This is a genomic window from Acinetobacter sp. 16, from assembly GCF_033439925.1.
Lineage (GTDB): Bacteria > Pseudomonadota > Gammaproteobacteria > Pseudomonadales > Moraxellaceae > Acinetobacter > Acinetobacter junii.
The window spans coordinates 17,660-38,237 of sequence record NZ_CP137747.1 but is presented as its reverse complement, the minus strand read 5'-3'; the positions used below and the strand labels follow the sequence as shown (position 1 = coordinate 38,237).

Sequence of the window (20,578 nt, the reverse complement as noted above, 5' to 3'; positions counted from 1 at the left end):
ATAAATAATAAATCTGTTGTGTTTTCTATGGATTAAATACCATAGAGAATCTTTAACCGTTCTTTCTCTTTTTCAAATTCAGTCTCAAAATCAAATCCTATATGTCTTTTACTCCATTTTGAAGAATAGCTCAAAGCAATCCAAGCATCATAATGAATAAAAGGATTAAGTCCGATAGTGTTCCCAAGATTTTCATCCACATAAGTCGATAAAGTAATATCTAAGTGCATTCGACAGCTTTTTTTGAAATCCCAATCATTTACAAATAATAGGGTTGCAGAATATGCCATTAAAGGATTATTTGCTCTCGCTTTAGCAACGCTACGTCCTAGTTTTTGATAAAAAAACTCACTGTGATCAATAATATGCAATGATAGTCGTGTAGCAAGTTTATATTTTTCATCAAGCCTAGATCTATCAAACTCATACATACCATGATTTTTTTTTGATAGAGAAATGGCTTTTCTAATAATAGATTTTTTTGATAATATATAATTTAATCCATTAATATCTCTAATATCATAAGGATACATAAAATTAGTAGCTAAAGATTCATAAACCTCCTCATCTAAATCAAACCAATCATTCTTCAAAAGCTCGGCGAATTCAAACATGAGGTGCGACAGTTTGAAAAGTCTTATGATAATCAACAAGCTGAGCAAATTTCTCTAATGGTGTAAGCCAATCTAACGCTTTTCTAGGACGAGTATTCAGTGACATGGCAACTTGATTTAAATAATGCTGATCTGCCTGATTTAAATCAATCCCTTTAGGTAAATATTGCCTAATTAAACCATTCATATTTTCGCATGTGCCTTTTTGCCAGGGTGAATGTGGGTCACAGAAATATACATCTATGCCTAAATCTTCTTCAAGTATTTTATGTTCTGCCATCTCGCGTCCACGGTCATAGGTCAACGTTTTACGCAGTTCTGCAGGTAAATATTTCAGAGCTTCAGTTAAAGCCTTGCGCACTGATTCTGCCTTTGCATCAGGTAATGTTGCCAAGATACAGAGCCGTGTATTTCGTTCAATAAGTGTTGCTATCGAACTTTTATTGTCTTTACCTTTAATTAAATCAGCTTCCCAATGACCCGGTATTTTTCTTTCTTGAACTTCGGCTGGGCGCTCATGAATAGTTTTAATATCCTGTAATATAGAATCTTTTTTAGGTTCACCGTTAGCTTTTCGCTTTTTATTTTCATGACGTAGACAGGATAATAAGTCTTTTTTCAACTCACCCTTGGGTAATGCTCGTATCGTTGAATAAATCGTTGTATGGCTTACATTCATTGTTTGATCCAAATCAGGAAATGTCTTTAAACGCTTTGCTATTTGCTGAGGAGACCATAAACAACGGATCGCTTCAACAATAAATTTCCAGAGGATTGAATCGATTTTGAGTTTTCTGTGACCACGTCTACGTCTAGCAAAAGTGTTATCAGAAGCATATCGAGCTTGATAAACGTCATTGATGCTATTTCTTTTAAGCTCACGATAGATCGTACTAGGATGTCTTTTAATAAGTTCAGCAAATTTTCTGGCTGAAAAGCCTTCTTTTCTTGACTCAAGCATTAATGCAGTACGATCTTCAAAGTTAAGATGATGGTATGACAATTTTATATACTCCATAAACCCTTTAAATTAATTAGGTGGTTTATGTCGCACTTCAAGTTTTACTCTGCCCTCTTTATCGACAATATATTTTTCATCATTCCTTTTTGAGCGAGTAATAGATTTTCTTAAAACATTTAATTGATGCTTACTATACTCTACCAAAATATCTTGGTTAGAACGCATTTCATAAAACCACTTCCTCATATTGCGAATATCTGATTGATTAAAATAGTTATTATATATAGCTGAACAAACTAATTTTCGGATTGCTTCTGTAACCTCATTACCAGATCTTGATAAATTTATAACTGAATCCTTTTCAACGTGAATAAGACTATCCTGACCAGAATAGTAGTCACAAAATAATAAGTGTGCATCAACACCATTATTGTTTTTAAATGCAAAATGAGCCTGTTTTACAGCTATATTAGAGATAGGGGATATGCTTTCATTGACCACTCTAGCTCCAACAACACCACAGCAAGGACATACAATATCAATTTTTACAAATTCCGCAAAATTTTTATCTTTAAGATGGTCGTTAAAAAGACGTTTCAATTGCTCTACATCTAGCTCTCTTTTGAAACTTTTTGAGTATGCTGTAATTGCCATAGTAAAGCCCTGACATGGTTATATCATTATGGAATTTAAAAAATCTATTCTTAGATTCTATCTATTAAATTGTTCAAATGTAATTGTTTTTGAATTATATTTATTCATATTTTTCAATAAAATACTTTTACCACTATACAACTCAGCATTATATTGATTAAGAAAATAATATATAAATACATGAACTTATTTTTAACTATAAATTATTCATTATTTTAAACCATGTTTGATTTCAATGTTTTGTATATATATCATTCATCTTGAATTTGTTACGTTTTCAAGATATGAAAAATCGATATTTCTTCCTCATTGATGTCAACAACTGCTACGTCAGTTGTGAGCGTGTCTTTAATCCTGCGCTTAGTAAGTGTCCAGTCATTGTACTTTCAAATAACGATGGCTGCGTTGTTGCACGTTCTCCAGAAGCAAAAGCACTAAAAATTAAGATGGGTGTACCAATTTTCGAAATAAGAGAAATAGTTGAAAAACATAAAGTCGTAGTCCTATCTAGTAACTATGCAATGTATGCTGAAATGAGTAGAAGATTTCATAATATTCTTAGGGAAATTACTTCGGAATCAGAGTGCGAGTCTTACAGTATTGATGAATCATTCATAGAAGTAACTGCCTATGTTAAAAATTATAATTTGACCCAATTTGCTCATTTCATATTACAACGTATTTTGATGTGGCTTGGTCTGCCATGTTGCATTGGTATTGGCCGAACTAAAACAGAATCCAAAATAGCTAATCATATTGCCAAAACCAATAAAGAATTTCAGGGGGTATGTAATCTCATAGAAATGGATAAAAGTATAAAAACTCAATTCTATTCAACCATTGAAGTGGGGGAGGTATGGGGAGTAGGGCGAAAAAATGGAAAAAAATTGAATGACTTAAATATTAAAACTGTATTGGATCTAGTAGCAAGCAATGCTAATGAGATCAAAAAGAGGTTCAGTGTCGTGATGGCCAGAACAGTTCTGGAGTTACAGGGAATCTCCTGCATTCCAATCGAGCCTTGTGCTCCTGATAAGCAGCAGATTATCTCATCGAGGTCTTTTGGGCAAAGAGTTACCAACATAAATGACTTGAAAGAAGCTATTGGTATGCACACACAAGATGCTGTAAGGCGATTGAGATCAGGAAGACAGCTTTGCAGTACCATAACTGTTTTCGCAGAATCCAGTTATTTTGATAAACGAGAATCCTACTATTCTCGATCAATTGTTTTTAAATTACCTGAAGCAAGTGATTGTGTTACGGATTTCGTAAAATTATCGACATACATGATAAATCATGTTTATAAATTTGGAGTAAAATTTAAAAAATGCGGAGTTGTACTTACTCAACTTGAACCGAAAAACAAACATACCTATGATTTATTAACTGACATGAAGATTGTTGAAAAAAAAGAAAATTTTATGATTGCTTATGAGGGTGTACATAATAAATATGGTAAAAAGAAACTTGCACTTGGTACTTGTTATTTACCAAATAGAAATTGGTCAATGAGTAGAGGAAATGTTACACGCAATCCTTTCTGTTGGGATGAGTTATTACGTGTTAATTAATGTCAAATCAAACTGTTTCACAACAGAGTTCCAATCTGGTTTAAAGCTATAAGGCATTAAAATGGAATTTAAAAACCCATAAAAAATATGGTGCGTTTCTTTATTAGTAACATTATTTTCTAACAATATGCTCTGAATATAATTAAACTTCCAACTATCATAGCAAATAACAATTTTATGTATGTTATGAAGATGACTTAATTCTGCCAAAGCTTTATTAATAATACATGATCGATTATCTAAATCAAATGCACGATCAATAAACCACGAATATAAAGCTTTCAATTTTTCGATTGAGGAAGTTATATGAGGTTGACTACAAGTAGCATTGATAGATGAAATTTGATTCTCAATTTCAAATTCAAGGCAAGCTTCGATTAGTTGCTCTTTTGACTTAAAGTGCCGATAAAAAGTCATCTTTGCCACAGAAGATTCTTCAATAATTCTATCGATACCCGCACGTCCAAAACATTGTTCACTAAAAAGTCTGTGAGCAGTCTGCAATATTATACTTCTCTTGGATGATGCACGATCAATGGTATAACTGACTGACATATTCATTCAATTAGCCTCAACTTGCGAACCTAAGTTTGCCAATAAAAATACAGTAATTGCATCAGCATTTTTGTCTACATCAAACTGATTTAGAATTTTTCTTAAATCCTGAATCTTTAATTCACTTAAAAGAATACTGCCAATTCCAGAAGCAATTAATGAGAAATTAAAAATGAGTAAAATTGCCCAATGCAAGTTTTTATTAGAAATATTATTTAAATACAAAATAACGAAAAGGAAAATTGAAAACTTGTAAGGGTTTTTTATATTTTCAACGAAATCAATAGACTCGAAATTTAGAAATGGAAAATATTTTTTTATGATAGATATATAATCATTTTTCATTAAACCAGGATGGTTCATGGCATTAATTAAGAAATGATTAGATTCAAGAATTTTTAAAACATGATCCTGTTCTTCTAGAGTACAATTAGAAATAGTAATATTATCAATTAAACTTGAAATATCAGAATGCAAACGAATTGGATTATCGGAAAATATAACCTGAGATTGAATATGACTTACAAACTCTTTCTGATATTTTAACAACAAATCTTCAATAGATTTAAAATCATACTTATTAGGTAGCAAATATTCATTGATTTCAAATTTATTTTGAAAGTTATCATTAACTGACATAATTATTCCTTACAAGTTCATTTAGAATCTTGAAAAAAATAAGACCTCGTAAGGTCTTATTTATAGTTCTAGAAAGATCGGGTAATTGAGTTATCAATCTTAAGATCTTTGTCTTGCTGAACCTTTTTGATATTTTCACGATCTGGATGGCATTCTAACAAGAAATCCATCATTTTGTCAGCATTACGAGTTTTATAGAATTCAGTCATGTTCTGTCTGAAATCAATAGCTTTTTCAGGAGGGATCTTAATTGCGTCCAAACCTGCACTAAGCAATACACCATTCATCATCAAATGAGCTGTGCGCTTTTCACCCTCAAATGTGAATTGGTTCAATGAACCGAAAAGAAAAGTAGCCATTCCTTTTTCTAATGGATTCTTTATTGAATTTAAAACTGCAATACCATCACTAAATTGCTTATTTAACTTGATAGCATCTTCTTCTGTCTTTATAGGCTTATGAGAATAATTATGTCTAATTGCAACGTGAGGCGTAAATGTTGTCTCTTTGCCTTCGCCCCGTAATACGCCTGCTTCAATGGATTCATCTTTAGAAACTAATCGATTAATTTCTAAATAATTTGATTTATCCAATCTAAACGTATTGTTGATTACAGATTCAGATACGAAGTTCGCTCCACTGATAAGATTCACAACTTGCTTTTGGTCACTTACACTGTGCCCCCCAACAGATTGGCCTTTTATCAGCTGCTTAATCTCATCCAGTGAATAGGGATTACCTGCCACAGCAGCAGATCCATGAACATGCTCTGCTAGAGTCATGTTAAAATTCTGAATTACTTGTGCTCGATGGTAGGTAGGTATTTCTTTCGGCATTAAATCAGGATTCCAATCAAATCCTAACTTTTCTTTAATGAAGCTCATATTGTCACCTTTAGTTATCAGATTCTCTATCAAAGATGAATCTTGGTTAACATTGTAATAAGCTTTTAATTGTTTTTCATAGCCTGTAGCAACCCATTTTGGTAAATCACGGTAGACATCATGGATAACACCGTTTTTCAATTCCATTACAAGACTATGTGGTTCATTCCTGACACTGTTATCAAAAACAAAAGTTTGATCAGCATACATAGATGCTTCAGCTATAAGAGGGATAACACGTTCATATCGTTGCCTAACTTTATCCTCATCCACACCATGCCCACCCTCCAAAACACGATCCTGAATACGCTCTAAAGCGAGTTCAGGAGAGTCTAAATGAATATGGTACAAGGTTACAAAATAGCCCTTATCTTTGGCTTCTTTGATGAGATCCAATTTGGATGGATGAGAGAAAACGGTTTCTGCTATAAATGATTTTTTATTATCTATATATCTTTGACGCTCTTGTTCAGCCCACTTCGCAGCTTCATAAGCGTGGCTAGGATCTTTGGTAAATTCACCAAAATGTTCCTTTTGCCAAACGTCCGCATTGATAAAGGCAATGTCAAAATTGAACTTTTCAAAGCGAGGTAAAATTTGTTCTTGTATTAGTGTAGATTTACCTGAACCATTTCCACCTGCGACTATAACTGCAAATTGTGGTTCAGGATTTTTATCACGTTCTGTCATAGCTTGCTGTGGACTCACTTGTTTTTTCTTGATTTTTTAATTTTTGTAGTTTCTCAGCTTTAGCTTTTAAAGTGGCACGTAATTGATCATTTACAGGGTGTTGAGGATTACGAGCAGCTGCTCGTTGATCTTCAAAAAGACCCTCAAGGATTTCCTTGCCAGATAGATGTTTTGCATCTTTTTCAGTCATAATATTCATATCATTGCACCTCTATGTGAAGATACTTTTCATTTGATTAAATTATAACATAAGTAGAATTTTCGGACTTTATTTTTGCAAATTTATACATATTTTTTCATTAAGAATTAACTTAAAATAGGAACTGAGCAAACTGGCTATCAGGGTAAAAATGTATATTGATAAATGGAGAAATAAATTAATCACAGAAAACAAATCACCTTTAACAATAAAAGGGTACGAGGAAGCATTGGTGCATTTTCTTGATTATATAAAGACAGATATTTTGGTTATTGAGAAATCTGACATATACCAATTTATTGCACATAGACAGCAATGTGGAATTTCAATAGACACCATAAAAAAGGAAATAGCAGGTATAAAAAACTATTTCAAATATTTATTTAATGAAGAAATTATAAATTCAAACCCAACCATTGATATTAAAATCAAAGGCGAGAATAAAAAACTACCAAATTATCATTCGATCAATGTTATGAATGATGTTCTTGATAATCCTGTAAAACCAGATCCAAAATATAAGACAAACCAGATTAGAGATCTAGCCTTAGTTGAAATTGCTTATAGCTCAGGATTACGACTTGAGGAATTACATAGTTTAGAAATATGCAAAATTAACACGGATGAAAAATTATTAAGAATAACTGGCAAAGGCAATAAAGAACGTATTGTTCCGATTGGCTCGAAAGCATTACAAGCCTTAGAATTATGGTTACTTGAACGTAATCATATAATGCAAAAGAATTTAAACCAAAACCATGATTATGTCTTTACAACTACTACAGGTAAGCAACTTTCTCGAACCCAAATTAATGAACGTGTAAAGAAGTTATTTAGGGATAAAGGCATAACTCAAAAATCAAATCCTCATACCTTAAGGCATACATTTGCCACTCATTTACTTTCATCTAAAGTAGGTATTCGGGATATTCAGGAAATGCTTGGCCATGCGGATCTCAATACCACGCAGATATACACTTTTGTCGATGAAACAACCATGAAAGAGGAATACAACAATACTCATCCAAGAGCAAAAAACGACCTTTATAAACCGTAAAGTAGGCTAATTATGTTAAATAAAAGATACATATTATTGATTCTAAACAAGTTTTTATTTTGAGAATTATTTTCAACTTGTTCAAACCCTTTATCTTTCAGCATTTTCATCATAATTTCAGACTTAATATAACAATGCGCCTCTATGACTGTTTTTTGATTTTTGAAATTATTTAAAATAAAGTTCAGCAATTCTTTTGCATAACCTTTATTTTGGTATTCTTTTTCTGTAGCCATAATCCATATTTCAAACCCTTGAGTAAGTGATCGTGACAAAATGAGCACTGAAATAGGTAGTCCGTTTTTTTCATATATGGGCAGAGTAAAACTTGAAGTGCGACATAAACCACCTAATTAATTTAAAGGGTTTATGGAGTATATAAAATTGTCATACCATCATCTTAACTTTGAAGATCGTACTGCATTAATGCTTGAGTCAAGAAAAGAAGGCTTTTCAGCCAGAAAATTTGCTGAACTTATTAAAAGACATCCTAGTACGATCTATCGTGAGCTTAAAAGAAATAGCATCAATGACGTTTATCAAGCTCGATATGCTTCTGATAACACTTTTGCTAGACGTAGACGTGGTCACAGAAAACTCAAAATCGATTCAATCCTCTGGAAATTTATTGTTGAAGCGATCCGTTGTTTATGGTCTCCTCAGCAAATAGCAAAGCGTTTAAAGACATTTCCTGATTTGGATCAAACAATGAATGTAAGCCATACAACGATTTATTCAACGATACGAGCATTACCCAAGGGTGAGTTGAAAAAAGACTTATTATCCTGTCTACGTCATGAAAATAAAAAGCGAAAAGCTAACGGTGAACCTAAAAAAGATTCTATATTACAGGATATTAAAACTATTCATGAGCGCCCAGCCGAAGTTCAAGAAAGAAAAATACCGGGTCATTGGGAAGCTGATTTAATTAAAGGTAAAGACAATAAAAGTTCGATAGCAACACTTATTGAACGAAATACACGGCTCTGTATCTTGGCAACATTACCTGATGCAAAGGCAGAATCAGTGCGCAAGGCTTTAACTGAAGCTCTGAAATATTTACCTGCAGAACTGCGTAAAACGTTGACCTATGACCGTGGACGCGAGATGGCAGAACATAAAATACTTGAAGAAGATTTAGGCATAGATGTATATTTCTGTGACCCACATTCACCCTGGCAAAAAGGCACATGCGAAAATATGAATGGTTTAATTAGGCAATATTTACCTAAAGGGATTGATTTAAATCAGGCAGATCAGCATTATTTAAATCAAGTTGCCATGTCACTGAATACTCGTCCTAGAAAAGCGTTAGATTGGCTTACACCATTAGAGAAATTTGCTCAGCTTGTTGATTATCATAAGACTTTTCAAACTGTCGCACCTCATGTTTGAATTCGCCATGAATGCCCAAGAATCAGGTCTGTTACTATCTAAGCGATAATTTTCTTCAATAATTGTTCTAATGTTTTCCTGTAATCCCATTTTTGCATTTTCAACATTATACAAATCTGGATGAAAGTAACCATTTCTTGAACCCTCCAATATATTCTTAAAAATAAATTCAATATCTTCTACTTTAGCATCTCGAATCAAATCCGTCTTATTATGATTTATTTTATTCATTCTTACTGAGAAACCTATTGATATAACCAAAAGAATTGTAAAAAAAATCAAAGCACCAATTATTGCTGATAATTGCATATTCTCTTTTAATATTAGTTCTATAAAGGAATACATAATAAGCCCAAGTCCCATTCAATCATATATGATAAAAATTAATTCTTACGGATTTTATTTAATATATTTTCGTTATGTACTTTTATCATTAGTGTTTACATCCTTAAAAAAACGTTGGTGTATTAGAATCATCATCTTTATTTTGCTCTCGATCTTTCTCTTTTTTAAGAATAAATGTACTTCTATTTTTAACACCCTGTGTAAATGCTGAAATTGCTAAGTTCTGTTCAGGCTTTAATAAAGGCTCTATGATATTTTCAAATACATTTTTTAACAGTTTAAAGTCCTGAGTATTCGGCTTAGGATCTACTGGATGCTCAACATAAACCTTTTGATCAGACAATGAACGCTTACATGCATAATTCCATTCATTTGAATTTACTTTATCGTAATGAATTTCATAACCTGCATCATTCGCAAGTTGTCTCATAAATACTTTTGTTGCACGGCCATTACCCTCTGGAAATGGATGTATCTCATTCAATTCAGCAAAATAGATCGTAAAATTTTCAATAAATTGATCTTTATTTAGTCCTTTGAGTCGATTTAAATTATTTATTTTTTCACTAAACTTTACCAAATTTTCATCTATTTTCTCTGATTCCAGAAAGTGACCTATTTCAAAATCACCATTCTCTGTATTCACACACAATTTAGATATATTAAAGTCTCTAAACTTGCCTGCATAATCATATAAGCGTCTAAATATCGCTTCATGAATTTTTGAAAGATGAACCTTATCATAATTACCTAAAATCGGTTCTTTATCCAATTTCGCAGTACGTGCTTTTGTGATTGAATACTCTAACTCTTTGTTAAATTCTTTTTGTGCTCTTGTCCTAACTGGTTCATTTAATATCTCCCTAGCTTCTTCGTAGAACTCATTATTTGCATCTTCATTAGAGTTTTCAGTCATATTATTTATCCTCTTGATTATTCCGCTCCCATTCTGCCATCAGGCGATCATCTTCTTCTTCAAAAGTACTTTGGCCAGTTGCAATTCTCTCAATCATTTCATTGACCCTTTTTTCTGATGCTTTTATTACTTCATCTGAGAATTCGTGTTCAACTATGCCATTTGTGTTTTTAAACGCTTCTCTAATTCGATTTGCCATGATATTTGCCTCATTATTAATTCATCTGAATTTGTTTAAATCTTTCATTAATGAAAGATTAATTTAATAGTGTATCTAACTTTTAAAATAATCAAAAGTTTGAAATTTCTGTTTGTAACTGTAGTTAAATGCCTCATAGACCTCAGAATTTTTTTCAATATTGTTAATCAGTCTTTCGTAAGTGTCGCTTTGCTGAAGTGAAGTGAATAATCCAATCGCTCCTTTCCAATAGCTTGAGTCTTTGTCTTCTTTAGTGGCAATTGAGCTATGTATTGTTTCATACCAATGGTTAGCATGTTGCTGCCCCCAAATTCCTAGATCATCAGGAATACACTCTCCAGTAACGATTTTTTCCAAATCTTGTTCATGTACATTATAAGAAATGGTTAACACCGCATTAAAATATTCATCCAATAATTTACAGAATGCTGCCAAGTGAGTTAGATCACCAAATCCACCAGAACCGACACTATCTTCATCTTTTAATTTTAGATTATGAAAATAATGGGTAACATAACGTTTATTTCCATAGTCTACAGAAGCAACAACCCTACCTGTGTTGTCTCGTATTAATCTAATTGTCTCAATCTTTATGTCGCTATATTCAGCAATAAATTTCAACTGTGATTCAATATTTCTGTTAAAGCTTTTTCTATAAACAAGATGGGGCGTAAACGAGAGATTATTTGAATTATTGCCATGTTTAAGCCAATTTTCATTAATGAAATAATATTTGCAAAAACTCTCTATTTCCTCGAATGATGGATGTACTTTTCCATCCATCCATGCGGAAACTTGAACAGGATCTTTGTGGCCTAAACTCTCTGCAACCTTTGTAGACTGCAACCCAAGCTTATCGAACACAAAATGTAGTCTAGTTAGAAACGCAAGATGATCCGCTGAGAGACCTTTAACGAAATCACTCGAAGCTCGATAGTAATTTGCACCAATGCTTATCAGACTAACGATGTGCTTAGATCTGTATCGACTACCTCCTATTTCTTCAGCCTGACTTGTAACCTCTGCTAATAAATTTTGAGGTAAGCGTACTGGAATAGGATCAGACAATTCCTCAACTTGATTTTGCTTAGTAAGATTTTTAAAAAATTTAATGACCATCTTGTAGCCTCTATGTGTCCTTGTTTTCACTATAGTAGTGTGAAAAAACAAGGAGCACAAACTTGTTTTTATACAATGTATAAATTAATTGTTTATACATTGTATATTTTAACCCTCATTCTTAGATGATAGCCAAATTAGTAAGACTTGTAATGCAGCAAATAAAACGTAATAACGCAAAAAATTGCCTGCTACATTACCGTAAAAGAAATTATCAAGATAAAAGCTGCTGAAAAATAAAAGAACAAAACCCAAAAACGAATAGATTTTGATATGTGTAATTTTGTCTGCAACATAAGCAATAAATTGCAGCGAAATGACGAGGATCAGCTGAAGAAAAAGACACAGCTTAAGCTTTAGTAAAACACCATTATATGCTTGGTTTGCAAACAAATAGATCAGGCCTATAAGAACAATAGCAATAACACCAACCACTACTTTATAGGCTTTATCAGTAAGCAAAGGGTTCTGAATTCTTAAAGTATTTATGTTCATTTTTAAAGATCTCGATTAGCTTGAAACTTTTTTAGACAAGTCTGGTTTATTTCTTGCACCCCAATACTTAGATCCACACTCACAGATCCACATTTCCCATTTTTTTCCATCTGTTGAACGTTTTCCTGTTTTTTGGCTCAGTGTTTTATTACATTCAGGACAAGTGTGATCTTTTGATTTTGAAGAAACTGTTGCCACATTTGTTTTAGATGTATCGACTGATCCTATAGACTGTGAACCAAGTTGTTCTTTTCTCTTAGCATATTGAGCAAAGTCTGGTTCACCATTTTCAAGCATTGGATATGAAGCACGACATTTATTGCGCTTGTTAAAGAAACCTGAACAGCCAAAAAATTTACCTTTAGCTCCATTCATAATGATCAATGATTTACTACACTCGACACAGTTGAATGGCGTAACATTATCTTCTTTGTCGATAGCCTTACCGTTCTCATTCTTCATGTTATGTCCACAAGCCAAGTTAGAGCACTTAAAGTATGTTTTCTGACTTGCTCCAGTGAGGAGAACTAAAGCTGACTGACATTTACTACAGTATTGAGTATTAGGATCTTGTTCTAACAACTTTGAGGCGTTTTGAGCTTGAGCTAAAATGGTCTGATGAGCTTCTTTAAGTAGTCTTTGACTGATGTTCTCGCCATGTGCAATTAAATCCAGTTGCCCCTCCAATCCCGCAGTATAGGTGAGATTGCAGAAGTCAAACTTATCTGCGACTTTGGCACTTAACCGCATGGCTAGATCTGTTGCATGTAGTTTATTTTTATTGTCGGTTACTACATACCCATGCTCGATAATTTTTGAAACGATAACAGCATAAGTAGATGGTCTACCTATATCAGAATCTTCCATAAATTTAATTAGACTGGCTTCAGTATGTCTTCTTGGTGGTTGAGTAGATTTATTATTAACTTGTCCAGATGTCGCCCTAACATCAGCTCCTACTGTTAATAATGGAACAGGATTGTTTAGTTCCTGCTCATCTTCTTTAATATCGTCCTGTTCATTTTCAGAGAAACTTGTTTTTGCTGTAAGACGCAGCCAACCTTGATCTATCAATTTACGGCCAGTTGCTTTAATAAATACATCCCTATTTTCAATTTTCTGATCTGCTACGAGTCGTACCGATCTTGAAGTATAGGTTGCTTCTTCCATTTGACTTGCCACTGCACGTAACCAAATCATTTGATACACTTGCTGTAAAATAGGATCTTCTGAAATTTTGGATATATTTATATCGGTCGGACGTATAGCCTCATGCCCCTCTTGGGCATTTTTTTTAGCTTTGAATTTTCTTACTTGTGCTAATACAGGTAACTTATGTTTTAAAGCAAAGGCTTGTATCATAGAAAATGCGTCATCACTAATATTTGGTGAGTCAGTTCTGTGATATGTAATATGGCCATCTTCAAAAAGTTTTTGTGCAATTTTCATTGCTTCTTTTGGTTTTAACTTACATTGAACCTGCGCAGCCCGTAGATAAGTTGGCGTAGTAAAGGGAGCAGGTGGAGAACTTTTTACAGGTTTTTCTTCAAAGGAAATGACATTAAAGTTTTTAAGTAAAGCTATCTTTTCAGCAATCTCTCTATCCATAAAATATGGATTGCTCTTTTCCACAAAGTTTTCTGTTTCCCAATTTGCTGTCCATTCATCAAATAAAAAACTAACTCCAAAATGATGAACACTTACAAATGATTGTATCTGTCTCTCCAGATCAGCAAGGTAAACAACAATACTACTTTGCACCCTACCTGCAATTTGTCTTTCACCACAAAGTACAGTAAAAACTGGTGTTCCAACATAGCCAATTATTCGATCAAGAAATCTCCTTGCCTCTTGAGCTGCTACAATCTTCATATTCAAAGAACGAGGATTATCAAAGGTTGATTTCAATGCTGCTTTGGTGATTTCGTTAAACGCTACACGAAAAGCTCTTTCTTTACACTTGAGAACTGTCTGAAGATGCCAAGCAATTGCTTCACCCTCTCGATCATCATCTGTAGCCAAATAAACATTTTGAGCATTTACAGCTAATTTTTTTAATTCAGCTACACGTCTTGCACCACCATCACTAAAAACGTATGTTGGAGTATAATTTTCGGTAAGGCCGAAGCTATCAGTTGGTAAATCACGAATATGGCCAGAGCTATAAGAAACTATAAACGAAGATTTTCCGTATAGTTGATCGAGATAGGTTTGGACTTTTGAGACTTTATTTTTCGACTCAACAATAACCAGATTTTGAGCACTCATATCTTTATCCTTTTTACAGTCACCAGTGATCTGTAGTTTGTTGATAGGTACGGCTCTATAATAGCAATTATTTTTTGAATATTACTATTTTTTAAAAAATTTAGATTGTCGGACAAACACTAGCCAAAATTCCCACTTTAGCCTGTTTTTAAAACCTGAATATATAGTAGTATTTCTTACTGTTAAGATGATCAGCACTAGATTTATAAAATTTGATCACTTTTTTTCATAAGGAAAGGATATGACCACTTCAACATCATTTAGTCCAATCAATTATTTGATTGATCTAGATACTGAATATGAAGCTATGAAAAAAGCATTCTATCAGTCCGTTGCTGCCACCAAAGCAATGAATGCTGGACGCATCAATGGGGCGTTGAGTGAATATGAATGGCATCCAAGCGTTTTTCTACCTAATTTCTTATGGGTGGATCTCGTAGAACCATTCATGACAAGCCTATTGTTAGATAGCAAACATAAGTTGTATACGCCCTATTTCTTTAATTTTATCGTTCATTTCACTTGGCGATATAGCAAAAGTATTTATCGTTTTGATGATTATACTTTTGAATGCTTAAGTACAAGCACCGCAGGGAAATTTTTGGATTTTAGACTTTTACTAAATTTACCAGAGGGTAGTTTATACATAGATTTTGAAAAACCATTGGATTTACAAGGTAAAACAGTGCATGGTTTTCATGCGATCTTAAATTTTCAAGAAAAAACATTAAATACAATCAAAAATAAATCCCCTAATCAACTAATCATACTATTGAACACGCATAATCCTTTTAGTAAATCATCACTACAGTCCTTAGAGCCACTACCAGTAGTTATCTTCGATATTCATCGATCAGGAAAAATAAGTCAGCAAATTTCATATATTAATGGCATAAAATATGAAACAAAAGACGAGCTTAACGACCATCTATCTCCTTATATTTCCCTATTGACTGCACTTTGTACAGATGAAATTGAAATCGATAATTTTTCTAAGAATTCAGTGAAACCTGTTGTTAAGCAGAAGCCATCTTATAAAGACAATGAGAATCTATTTTGGAGCAAAGGGAAAGGAGGAACGTACCATGCTACATCTCCAACAAATCCTAAAAACTGGAGAGTTGGTATAACTTATGGAGTTAATTACAGACAAGCTAGATCCGCACAACAGATCGCAGAACAAAGTAAAGCAAGATTAATTGGTCTTCACTGGACAACACATATTGTTGATTTTGAAATCAGATTAAAACTAATGCCTCCAAAACTTTCAAATGAAAATCATATACATGAGCAGTTGGAAGAATTTCTGCAACACTATGATTTCGCTGAAAACTTATAGACATTTCAATTAATATGTTCACAATTTATTTGCTGTATAAAATGGCTATTTGCATTTTAGGGTGGGATTTTTTTAAATCTCGCCTTATTTTTAACTTACCAAAACTCTATTTTTTTGCAATCTAAGGTTGAACTACTGGAGCTAATCATTTTTTTAAAATTTGCATTATAAGGTTGAAATGAATTTAGCTTTTTAATAATCCTTTTAGTTGACTCAAATATTCATTTGCTTTTTGTTGAGCATTTTCTTCTGATAAATTCAAATCAGATTGAATCTTAATGATGCTTTGTTCAAACTGGCTTAATTCCAAATCACTCAATCGTTGTTCATCTTTGTACATATCTATAGTTGCTCGACACAAATGAATGAAGTGTTCTGTTGTTTTGTGCTGATAATTACAACAAGCATGAATGATATTTTTGAGTCGTCTGTGGCGTAGCTCAATATTGATTGGTTTATAAGTTGGATGACTTGCGCTAAAAAATAGTGCCTTATCTATGGCATCACCGCTATACCAACCTTTATCCAAATTTTCTTGTGCTGCTTGAATGTAAATTTCTGCTACTCGCTTCCTGTCAGCCAAAATGTATTTCTCTATTTCAGCTTGGTCAGTTAAAAGCTCAATTGGTTCAAACTGAACTTTAGTGCCGTATCTGTTTTGGGTAGATTGATCATTTACTCGCAGAAAAATGGTTGCACCTATTTCTATATCTGATAGCACGGCATTTTTGACCAGTTGGGCTTGATAATTTTTTACACTGCCGAACAGTTCAGCTTGAATATACTTTGTTCCAATTTTTAAGATACGAAATTGTCCAAATGCTGTCATTTTTTCTTGATTATTTGGCATCTCACACCAAGCCTAATGATTATCTTGTGATAAATTTTAACATTAAGTCCTTATTCTGAAATAAAAAATTTTTCAGATTTGAAATTTTTAAATATTGCATTATAAGGTTGAGAAATCTACGTTTATTGCATAATATTTAACTATTGCAAAATAAGGTTGAAAAACAAAATGGCTTCTGCACCAAACAATACTGAATCGACACTGGCAAGTTTTATTTGGAACAATGCGAATGATCTTTGGGGTGATTTCCCGCATACAGAGTTCGGTAAAATCATTTTGCCCTTTACGGTATTAAGACGTTTGGAAAGAGGTGGTCCCACATGTTTGAACAACTAAAAGCTTATTTATAAGTGATACTCTGCTCTAGTTAAGCTACCTTATTTTGTTGTGGTAGCTGGTCATAGTAAAACTCATCTGGAGTCATTTTGTCCAGACTCGAATGAGGTCGTTTCAAATTATAAAATTCAAAATATGCGTTTAATTGCTTCTTCGCATCCAAAACATTGCTGTAGGCTTTGAGATACACCTCTTCATATTTAACGCTCCGCCATAATCGTTCAACCATCACATTATCAACCCATCGACCTTTACCATCCATACTGATTTGAATGCCATTTGATTTCAATACATCAATAAATGCATCACTGGTAAACTGACTGCCTTGGTCTGTATTAAATATTTCAGGTCGACCATATTTTTCAATAGCTTCATTTAATGTTTCTATGCAAAATGTAACCTCCATACTAATCGATACTCTATGCGCAAGTACCTTGCGGCTATGCCAATCAATCACAGCACATAAATAAACAAAGCCTTTTGCCATAGGGATATACGTTATATCCGTAGACCACACTTGATTACTGCGCTGAATAGCCAATCCTTTGAGCAGATATGGATATTTGCGGTGAGCTTGATTAGCCTGGCTTAAATTTGGTTTGCAATATAACGCATTAATGCCCATTTTCTTCATTAAAGTACGTGTATGACGTCGTCCTATATGATGTCCTTGACGATTCAACAAATCACGCATCATACGGCTACCTGCAAAAGGATATTGCATATGTAATTCATCCATACACCGCATCAGCTTCAGATCTGATGCACTCGCAGGTTTTGGGCGATAATAATAACAACCACGGGAGACTTTCAGCAGCTTAGCTTGCTTAGATACTGAAATCTGAAGTGAGTCGTCGATTAACTTTTGTGGTTGAAGCGGCCCAGTTTCTTCAACACACCTTCTAAAAAATCAATTTCTAATGCTTGCTCACCAATTTTTGCATGTAGTTTTTTTAGATCGATGGGTGGTTCTGTTGGAGCTTTTGATTGATCGAAAGCTTGCGAGGAAGCTGAAATTAATTGATTTTTCCAGTCGATAATTTGGTTTTGATGAACATCAAATTCAGCACTCAATTCAGCAAGTGTTTTTTCTGCTTTAATCGCAGCAAGTGCTACCTTAGCTTTAAAATCATTTGAATGATTTCTTCTTGGTCTACGTGCCATAAAATACTCCATATATTGATGTTTATAACATCATTTGGGGAGCAAAATATCACTTATAAGTGTTGTTCAAATTTCCTGATCCACCTCTGGAATGTGTACTTGAACCAACGAAAGATGCTGTTCTCAATACTTATGCGCAATTCAAAGATCAAGGGATGGCGCTTGACGATATTCTTACTAACGTAAGCGGCAATCCATTTTATAACAAATCAACCTATAACCTATCTAATTTAGGCGGGACAAAAACCAAAGCCAACCTTGAAGATTACATTTCCAATTTTTCTGAAAACGTGCGTGTAATCTTTGAACAGTTTGACTTCAATACAACGATTAACAAGCTTTCTAAAGCGAATTTACTGCTACGCATTTGCAATAATTTCGCTGCCATCGACTTACATCCCAATGTTGTTCCTGACCGCACCATGAGTAATGTCTATGAACATTTAATCGCTAGATTTGGTGCAGAAGTCGGTACGGGGTCAGAGGACTTTATGACCCCGCGTGATATTGTGCATTTGGCAGCGACTTTATTGCTTGAGCCTGATAATGAGCTGTTTGAACAAAAGAATGGTTTAATCAGAACTATCTATGATCAAACGTGCGGTACATCGGGCTTTTTAACCGACATGATGAACTATGTAGACGGTTTTAAAGACCGATATAAAGTTGCGCCTGTACTTGTACCCCACGGACAGGAATTGCAGCCTGAAACTCATGCGGTCGCATTGGGTTCAATGTTGCTCAAAAAACTGGATTCTGACCCAAGCCGTGATTTATCGCAAAATATTAAATTGGGCAGTACCCTCAGTAATGACTTATTTGCAGGGCAGCGTTTCCACTATCAATGTTCTAACCCCCCTTTCGGTATGTCATGGGCGAAAGATGCCAGTGCAGTTCAATTAGAGCATAAAGAAAAAGGCTTAAATGGGCGTTTTGGTGCGGGTTTACCTAAAGCCAGTGACGGCTCAATGCTGTTTTTGCAAAATCTAATTTCCAAACTAGAACTGCCTGAAAATGGTGGTGGTCGTGGTGCAATCGTACTTTCAGGTTCGCCACTCTTTAACGGTGGTGCAGGGTCAGGTGAATCTGAAATCAGACGCTTCATTTTAGAAAATGATTATCTCGAAGCAATTGTGGCTTTACCGACTGATATTTTCTTCCGTACTGGTATTGGTACTTATATTTGGTTGATTTCAAACCGTAAACCTGAACAGCGCAAAGGCAAAGTACAGCTCATTGATGCAACAGGTATGGGTTCATCTATGCGCAAAAATGAGGGCAACAAGCGCAAGTTTATTGACCAAGATGCCATTGATGAAATTAGCCGTATTTATGCCGATTTTGAAGAAAGTTCGGTCAGTAAAATCTTTGACTATACTGATTTTGGCTATCGCAGAGTCAAAGTCTTGCGCCCTCTACGCATTGATCTTCAATTTGATGCGGAAAAACTGGAATTGTTTAAAGCATCTAAAGAGTTTGGCAAGTTATCCGACAGCGACCAAAATGCGGTATCAGCTCATATTGAGCAGCAGTTTGGTGACAGCAAAGACTATGCTTGGTTTGACAATACATTCCTGAAAAATCTACCACTCAGCAAAGTCAGTAAGGGCTTAAAGAATGCTTTGATCGCTGCGTTTGGGGTACAAAATCCTGATGCCGAAACCGTTGAAATTAATGGTGAAGTGCAAATGGACAGTGAACTTACAGATTACGAGAACATCCCGCTTAATCAAGATATTGCTGCTTATATGGCGAAAGAGGTCCTTCCTCATGCGCCTGATGCGATAGTTGATACTACCTATACCGACAGCAAAGACGGTCAAGTGGGTGTGGTCGGTTATGAAATTAACTTTAACCGCTATTTCTATGTGTTTGAGCAGCCACGCCACCCGAATGAGATTATGGCGGAGATTAAAGAACTGTCTGCCGAAGTTGCGCAATTGCTTGGGGAGGTTTAAAGATGCAATTTGAACAATACCCAAGCTATAAAAATAGCGGTGTGGAATGGTTAGGTGATGTACCTGAGCATTGGCAAATTGTTAGAACTAAAGATATTTTTAATCATCGAAAAGAAGAAGCACTTGAAGATGATGAAATTGTGACTGCATTTAGGGATGGTCAGGTAACACTACGAAAAAATAGACGTACCGATGGTTTCACAAACTCTATTAAAGAACATGGTTATCAACACATCAATAACGGTGATTTAGTCATTCACGAAATGGATGCTTTTGCAGGTGCTATTGGTGTTTCTGATTCAAGCGGTAAGTCAACACCTGGCAGAGTAAAACTTGAAGTGCGACATAAACCACCTAATTAATTTAA

21 protein-coding genes and 1 pseudogene are annotated in these 20,578 nt (G+C 34.2%); 7 read left to right on the top strand and 15 right to left on the bottom strand.

Features of this window, described 5'->3' with window-relative positions:
* Positions 1-32 precede the first annotated feature (32 nt).
* The 3 genes from R2H34_RS16840 to R2H34_RS16830 form a co-directional block, all read right to left on the bottom strand.
* Positions 33-614, bottom strand: a complete 582-nt coding sequence (locus R2H34_RS16840) for a hypothetical protein (protein WP_318342595.1) — start codon at positions 612-614, stop codon at positions 33-35.
* Positions 607-1,575, bottom strand: a complete 969-nt coding sequence (locus R2H34_RS16835) for an IS30 family transposase (RefSeq protein ID WP_014538385.1) — start codon at positions 1,573-1,575, stop codon at positions 607-609. Before R2H34_RS16835 ends, R2H34_RS16840 begins: the two co-directional genes overlap by 8 nt.
* Positions 1,576-1,644: 69 nt before the next feature.
* Positions 1,645-2,229: a hypothetical protein gene (locus tag R2H34_RS16830; RefSeq protein WP_318342594.1), complete on the bottom strand. Its 585-nt coding sequence runs from the start codon at positions 2,227-2,229 to the stop codon at positions 1,645-1,647.
* A 284-nt stretch (positions 2,230-2,513) separates the two neighbouring features.
* On the opposite strand from R2H34_RS16830, the gene R2H34_RS16825 reads away from it, so the two are divergent.
* The gene (locus tag R2H34_RS16825; RefSeq protein WP_240016405.1) at positions 2,514-3,803 is read left to right on the top strand and encodes a Y-family DNA polymerase; all 1,290 of its coding nucleotides are present in this window, start codon (positions 2,514-2,516) and stop codon (positions 3,801-3,803) included.
* On the opposite strand, the gene R2H34_RS16820 is transcribed toward R2H34_RS16825, so the two are convergent.
* From R2H34_RS16820 to R2H34_RS16805, 4 genes are all read right to left on the bottom strand, one after another.
* Positions 3,789-4,364: a TetR/AcrR family transcriptional regulator gene (locus tag R2H34_RS16820; RefSeq protein WP_240016406.1), complete on the bottom strand. Its 576-nt coding sequence runs from the start codon at positions 4,362-4,364 to the stop codon at positions 3,789-3,791. The genes R2H34_RS16825 and R2H34_RS16820 overlap by 15 nt on opposite strands.
* The gene (locus tag R2H34_RS16815; protein ID WP_318342593.1) at positions 4,365-4,997 is read right to left on the bottom strand and encodes a hypothetical protein; all 633 of its coding nucleotides are present in this window, start codon (positions 4,995-4,997) and stop codon (positions 4,365-4,367) included.
* Between the two features lie 68 nt (positions 4,998-5,065).
* Complete coding sequence (locus R2H34_RS16810; protein WP_044424392.1) at positions 5,066-6,571, bottom strand: zeta toxin family protein; 1,506 nt, start codon at positions 6,569-6,571, stop codon at positions 5,066-5,068.
* Positions 6,558-6,770: a hypothetical protein gene (locus tag R2H34_RS16805; protein WP_240016408.1), complete on the bottom strand. Its 213-nt coding sequence runs from the start codon at positions 6,768-6,770 to the stop codon at positions 6,558-6,560. Before R2H34_RS16805 ends, R2H34_RS16810 begins: the two co-directional genes overlap by 14 nt.
* 151 nt (positions 6,771-6,921) lie before the next feature.
* On the opposite strand from R2H34_RS16805, the gene R2H34_RS16800 reads away from it, so the two are divergent.
* Positions 6,922-7,827 (top strand): tyrosine-type recombinase/integrase, encoded by a 906-nt coding sequence (locus R2H34_RS16800; protein ID WP_240016409.1) that lies wholly within the window; start codon positions 6,922-6,924, stop codon positions 7,825-7,827.
* Here the strand turns inward: R2H34_RS16800 and R2H34_RS16795 are convergent.
* Positions 7,815-8,111: a GNAT family N-acetyltransferase gene (locus R2H34_RS16795; RefSeq protein ID WP_318342592.1), complete on the bottom strand. Its 297-nt coding sequence runs from the start codon at positions 8,109-8,111 to the stop codon at positions 7,815-7,817. The genes R2H34_RS16800 and R2H34_RS16795 overlap by 13 nt on opposite strands.
* Before the next feature lie 142 nt (positions 8,112-8,253).
* Here R2H34_RS16795 and R2H34_RS16790 point away from each other — a divergent pair, with 142 nt between their 5' ends.
* Positions 8,254-9,222: an IS30 family transposase gene (locus R2H34_RS16790; protein ID WP_014538385.1), complete on the top strand. Its 969-nt coding sequence runs from the start codon at positions 8,254-8,256 to the stop codon at positions 9,220-9,222.
* Positions 9,223-9,670: 448 nt separating this feature from the next.
* On the opposite strand, the gene R2H34_RS16785 is transcribed toward R2H34_RS16790, so the two are convergent.
* The 5 genes from R2H34_RS16785 to R2H34_RS16765 all read right to left on the bottom strand — a co-directional run bounded on the left by R2H34_RS16785 (position 9,671) and on the right by R2H34_RS16765 (position 14,564).
* Positions 9,671-10,483 (bottom strand): Fic/DOC family protein, encoded by an 813-nt coding sequence (locus tag R2H34_RS16785; protein WP_044424396.1) that lies wholly within the window; start codon positions 10,481-10,483, stop codon positions 9,671-9,673.
* Between the two features lies 1 nt (position 10,484).
* Positions 10,485-10,682, bottom strand: coding sequence for a hypothetical protein (locus R2H34_RS16780; protein WP_044424397.1), 198 nt, complete (start codon positions 10,680-10,682; stop codon positions 10,485-10,487).
* Between the two features lie 75 nt (positions 10,683-10,757).
* On the bottom strand, positions 10,758-11,801 hold the full coding sequence (locus R2H34_RS16775; RefSeq protein ID WP_052501251.1) for a transcriptional regulator: 1,044 nt from the start codon (positions 11,799-11,801) through the stop codon (positions 10,758-10,760).
* A gap of 108 nt (positions 11,802-11,909) precedes the next feature.
* On the bottom strand, positions 11,910-12,296 hold the full coding sequence (locus tag R2H34_RS16770) for a hypothetical protein (RefSeq protein WP_240016344.1): 387 nt from the start codon (positions 12,294-12,296) through the stop codon (positions 11,910-11,912).
* Between the two features lie 15 nt (positions 12,297-12,311).
* The gene (locus tag R2H34_RS16765) at positions 12,312-14,564 is read right to left on the bottom strand and encodes a DNA topoisomerase (RefSeq protein WP_061403647.1); all 2,253 of its coding nucleotides are present in this window, start codon (positions 14,562-14,564) and stop codon (positions 12,312-12,314) included.
* A gap of 241 nt (positions 14,565-14,805) precedes the next feature.
* On the opposite strand from R2H34_RS16765, the gene R2H34_RS16760 reads away from it, so the two are divergent.
* Positions 14,806-15,903 carry a hypothetical protein gene (locus R2H34_RS16760; protein ID WP_240016345.1) on the top strand — a complete coding sequence of 366 codons (1,098 nt, stop codon included), beginning with the start codon at positions 14,806-14,808 and terminating at the stop codon, positions 15,901-15,903.
* 184 nt (positions 15,904-16,087) lie between these two features.
* Here R2H34_RS16760 and R2H34_RS16755 read toward each other — a convergent pair whose 3' ends face one another.
* Entirely contained in the window at positions 16,088-16,753 is a 666-nt protein-coding gene (locus R2H34_RS16755; protein WP_240016346.1) for a hypothetical protein, read from the bottom strand.
* 168 nt (positions 16,754-16,921) lie between these two features.
* Here R2H34_RS16755 and R2H34_RS16750 point away from each other — a divergent pair.
* A pseudogene (locus tag R2H34_RS16750) lies at positions 16,922-17,059 on the top strand (type I restriction-modification system subunit M N-terminal domain-containing protein); the annotation flags it as partial.
* 61 nt (positions 17,060-17,120) lie between these two features.
* On the opposite strand, the gene R2H34_RS16745 reads toward R2H34_RS16750, so the two are convergent.
* Positions 17,121-18,265, bottom strand: a protein-coding gene (locus R2H34_RS16745; RefSeq protein WP_115613877.1) for an IS3 family transposase whose coding sequence is annotated in 2 segments (ribosomal slippage) — positions 17,121-18,001 and positions 18,001-18,265 — 1,146 coding nt in all. Because the reading frame shifts where the segments join, the coding sequence is not laid out codon by codon here.
* A 47-nt stretch (positions 18,266-18,312) separates the two neighbouring features.
* On the opposite strand from R2H34_RS16745, the gene R2H34_RS16740 reads away from it, so the two are divergent.
* Together R2H34_RS16740 and R2H34_RS16735 are read left to right on the top strand one after the other, a co-directional pair.
* Positions 18,313-20,211 carry a class I SAM-dependent DNA methyltransferase gene (locus tag R2H34_RS16740; RefSeq protein WP_318342590.1) on the top strand — a complete coding sequence of 633 codons (1,899 nt, stop codon included), beginning with the start codon at positions 18,313-18,315 and terminating at the stop codon, positions 20,209-20,211.
* A gap of 2 nt (positions 20,212-20,213) precedes the next feature.
* Positions 20,214-20,573 carry a hypothetical protein gene (locus tag R2H34_RS16735; protein ID WP_318342589.1) on the top strand — a complete coding sequence of 120 codons (360 nt, stop codon included), beginning with the start codon at positions 20,214-20,216 and terminating at the stop codon, positions 20,571-20,573.
* The last annotated feature ends 5 nt before the right edge of the window (positions 20,574-20,578 follow it).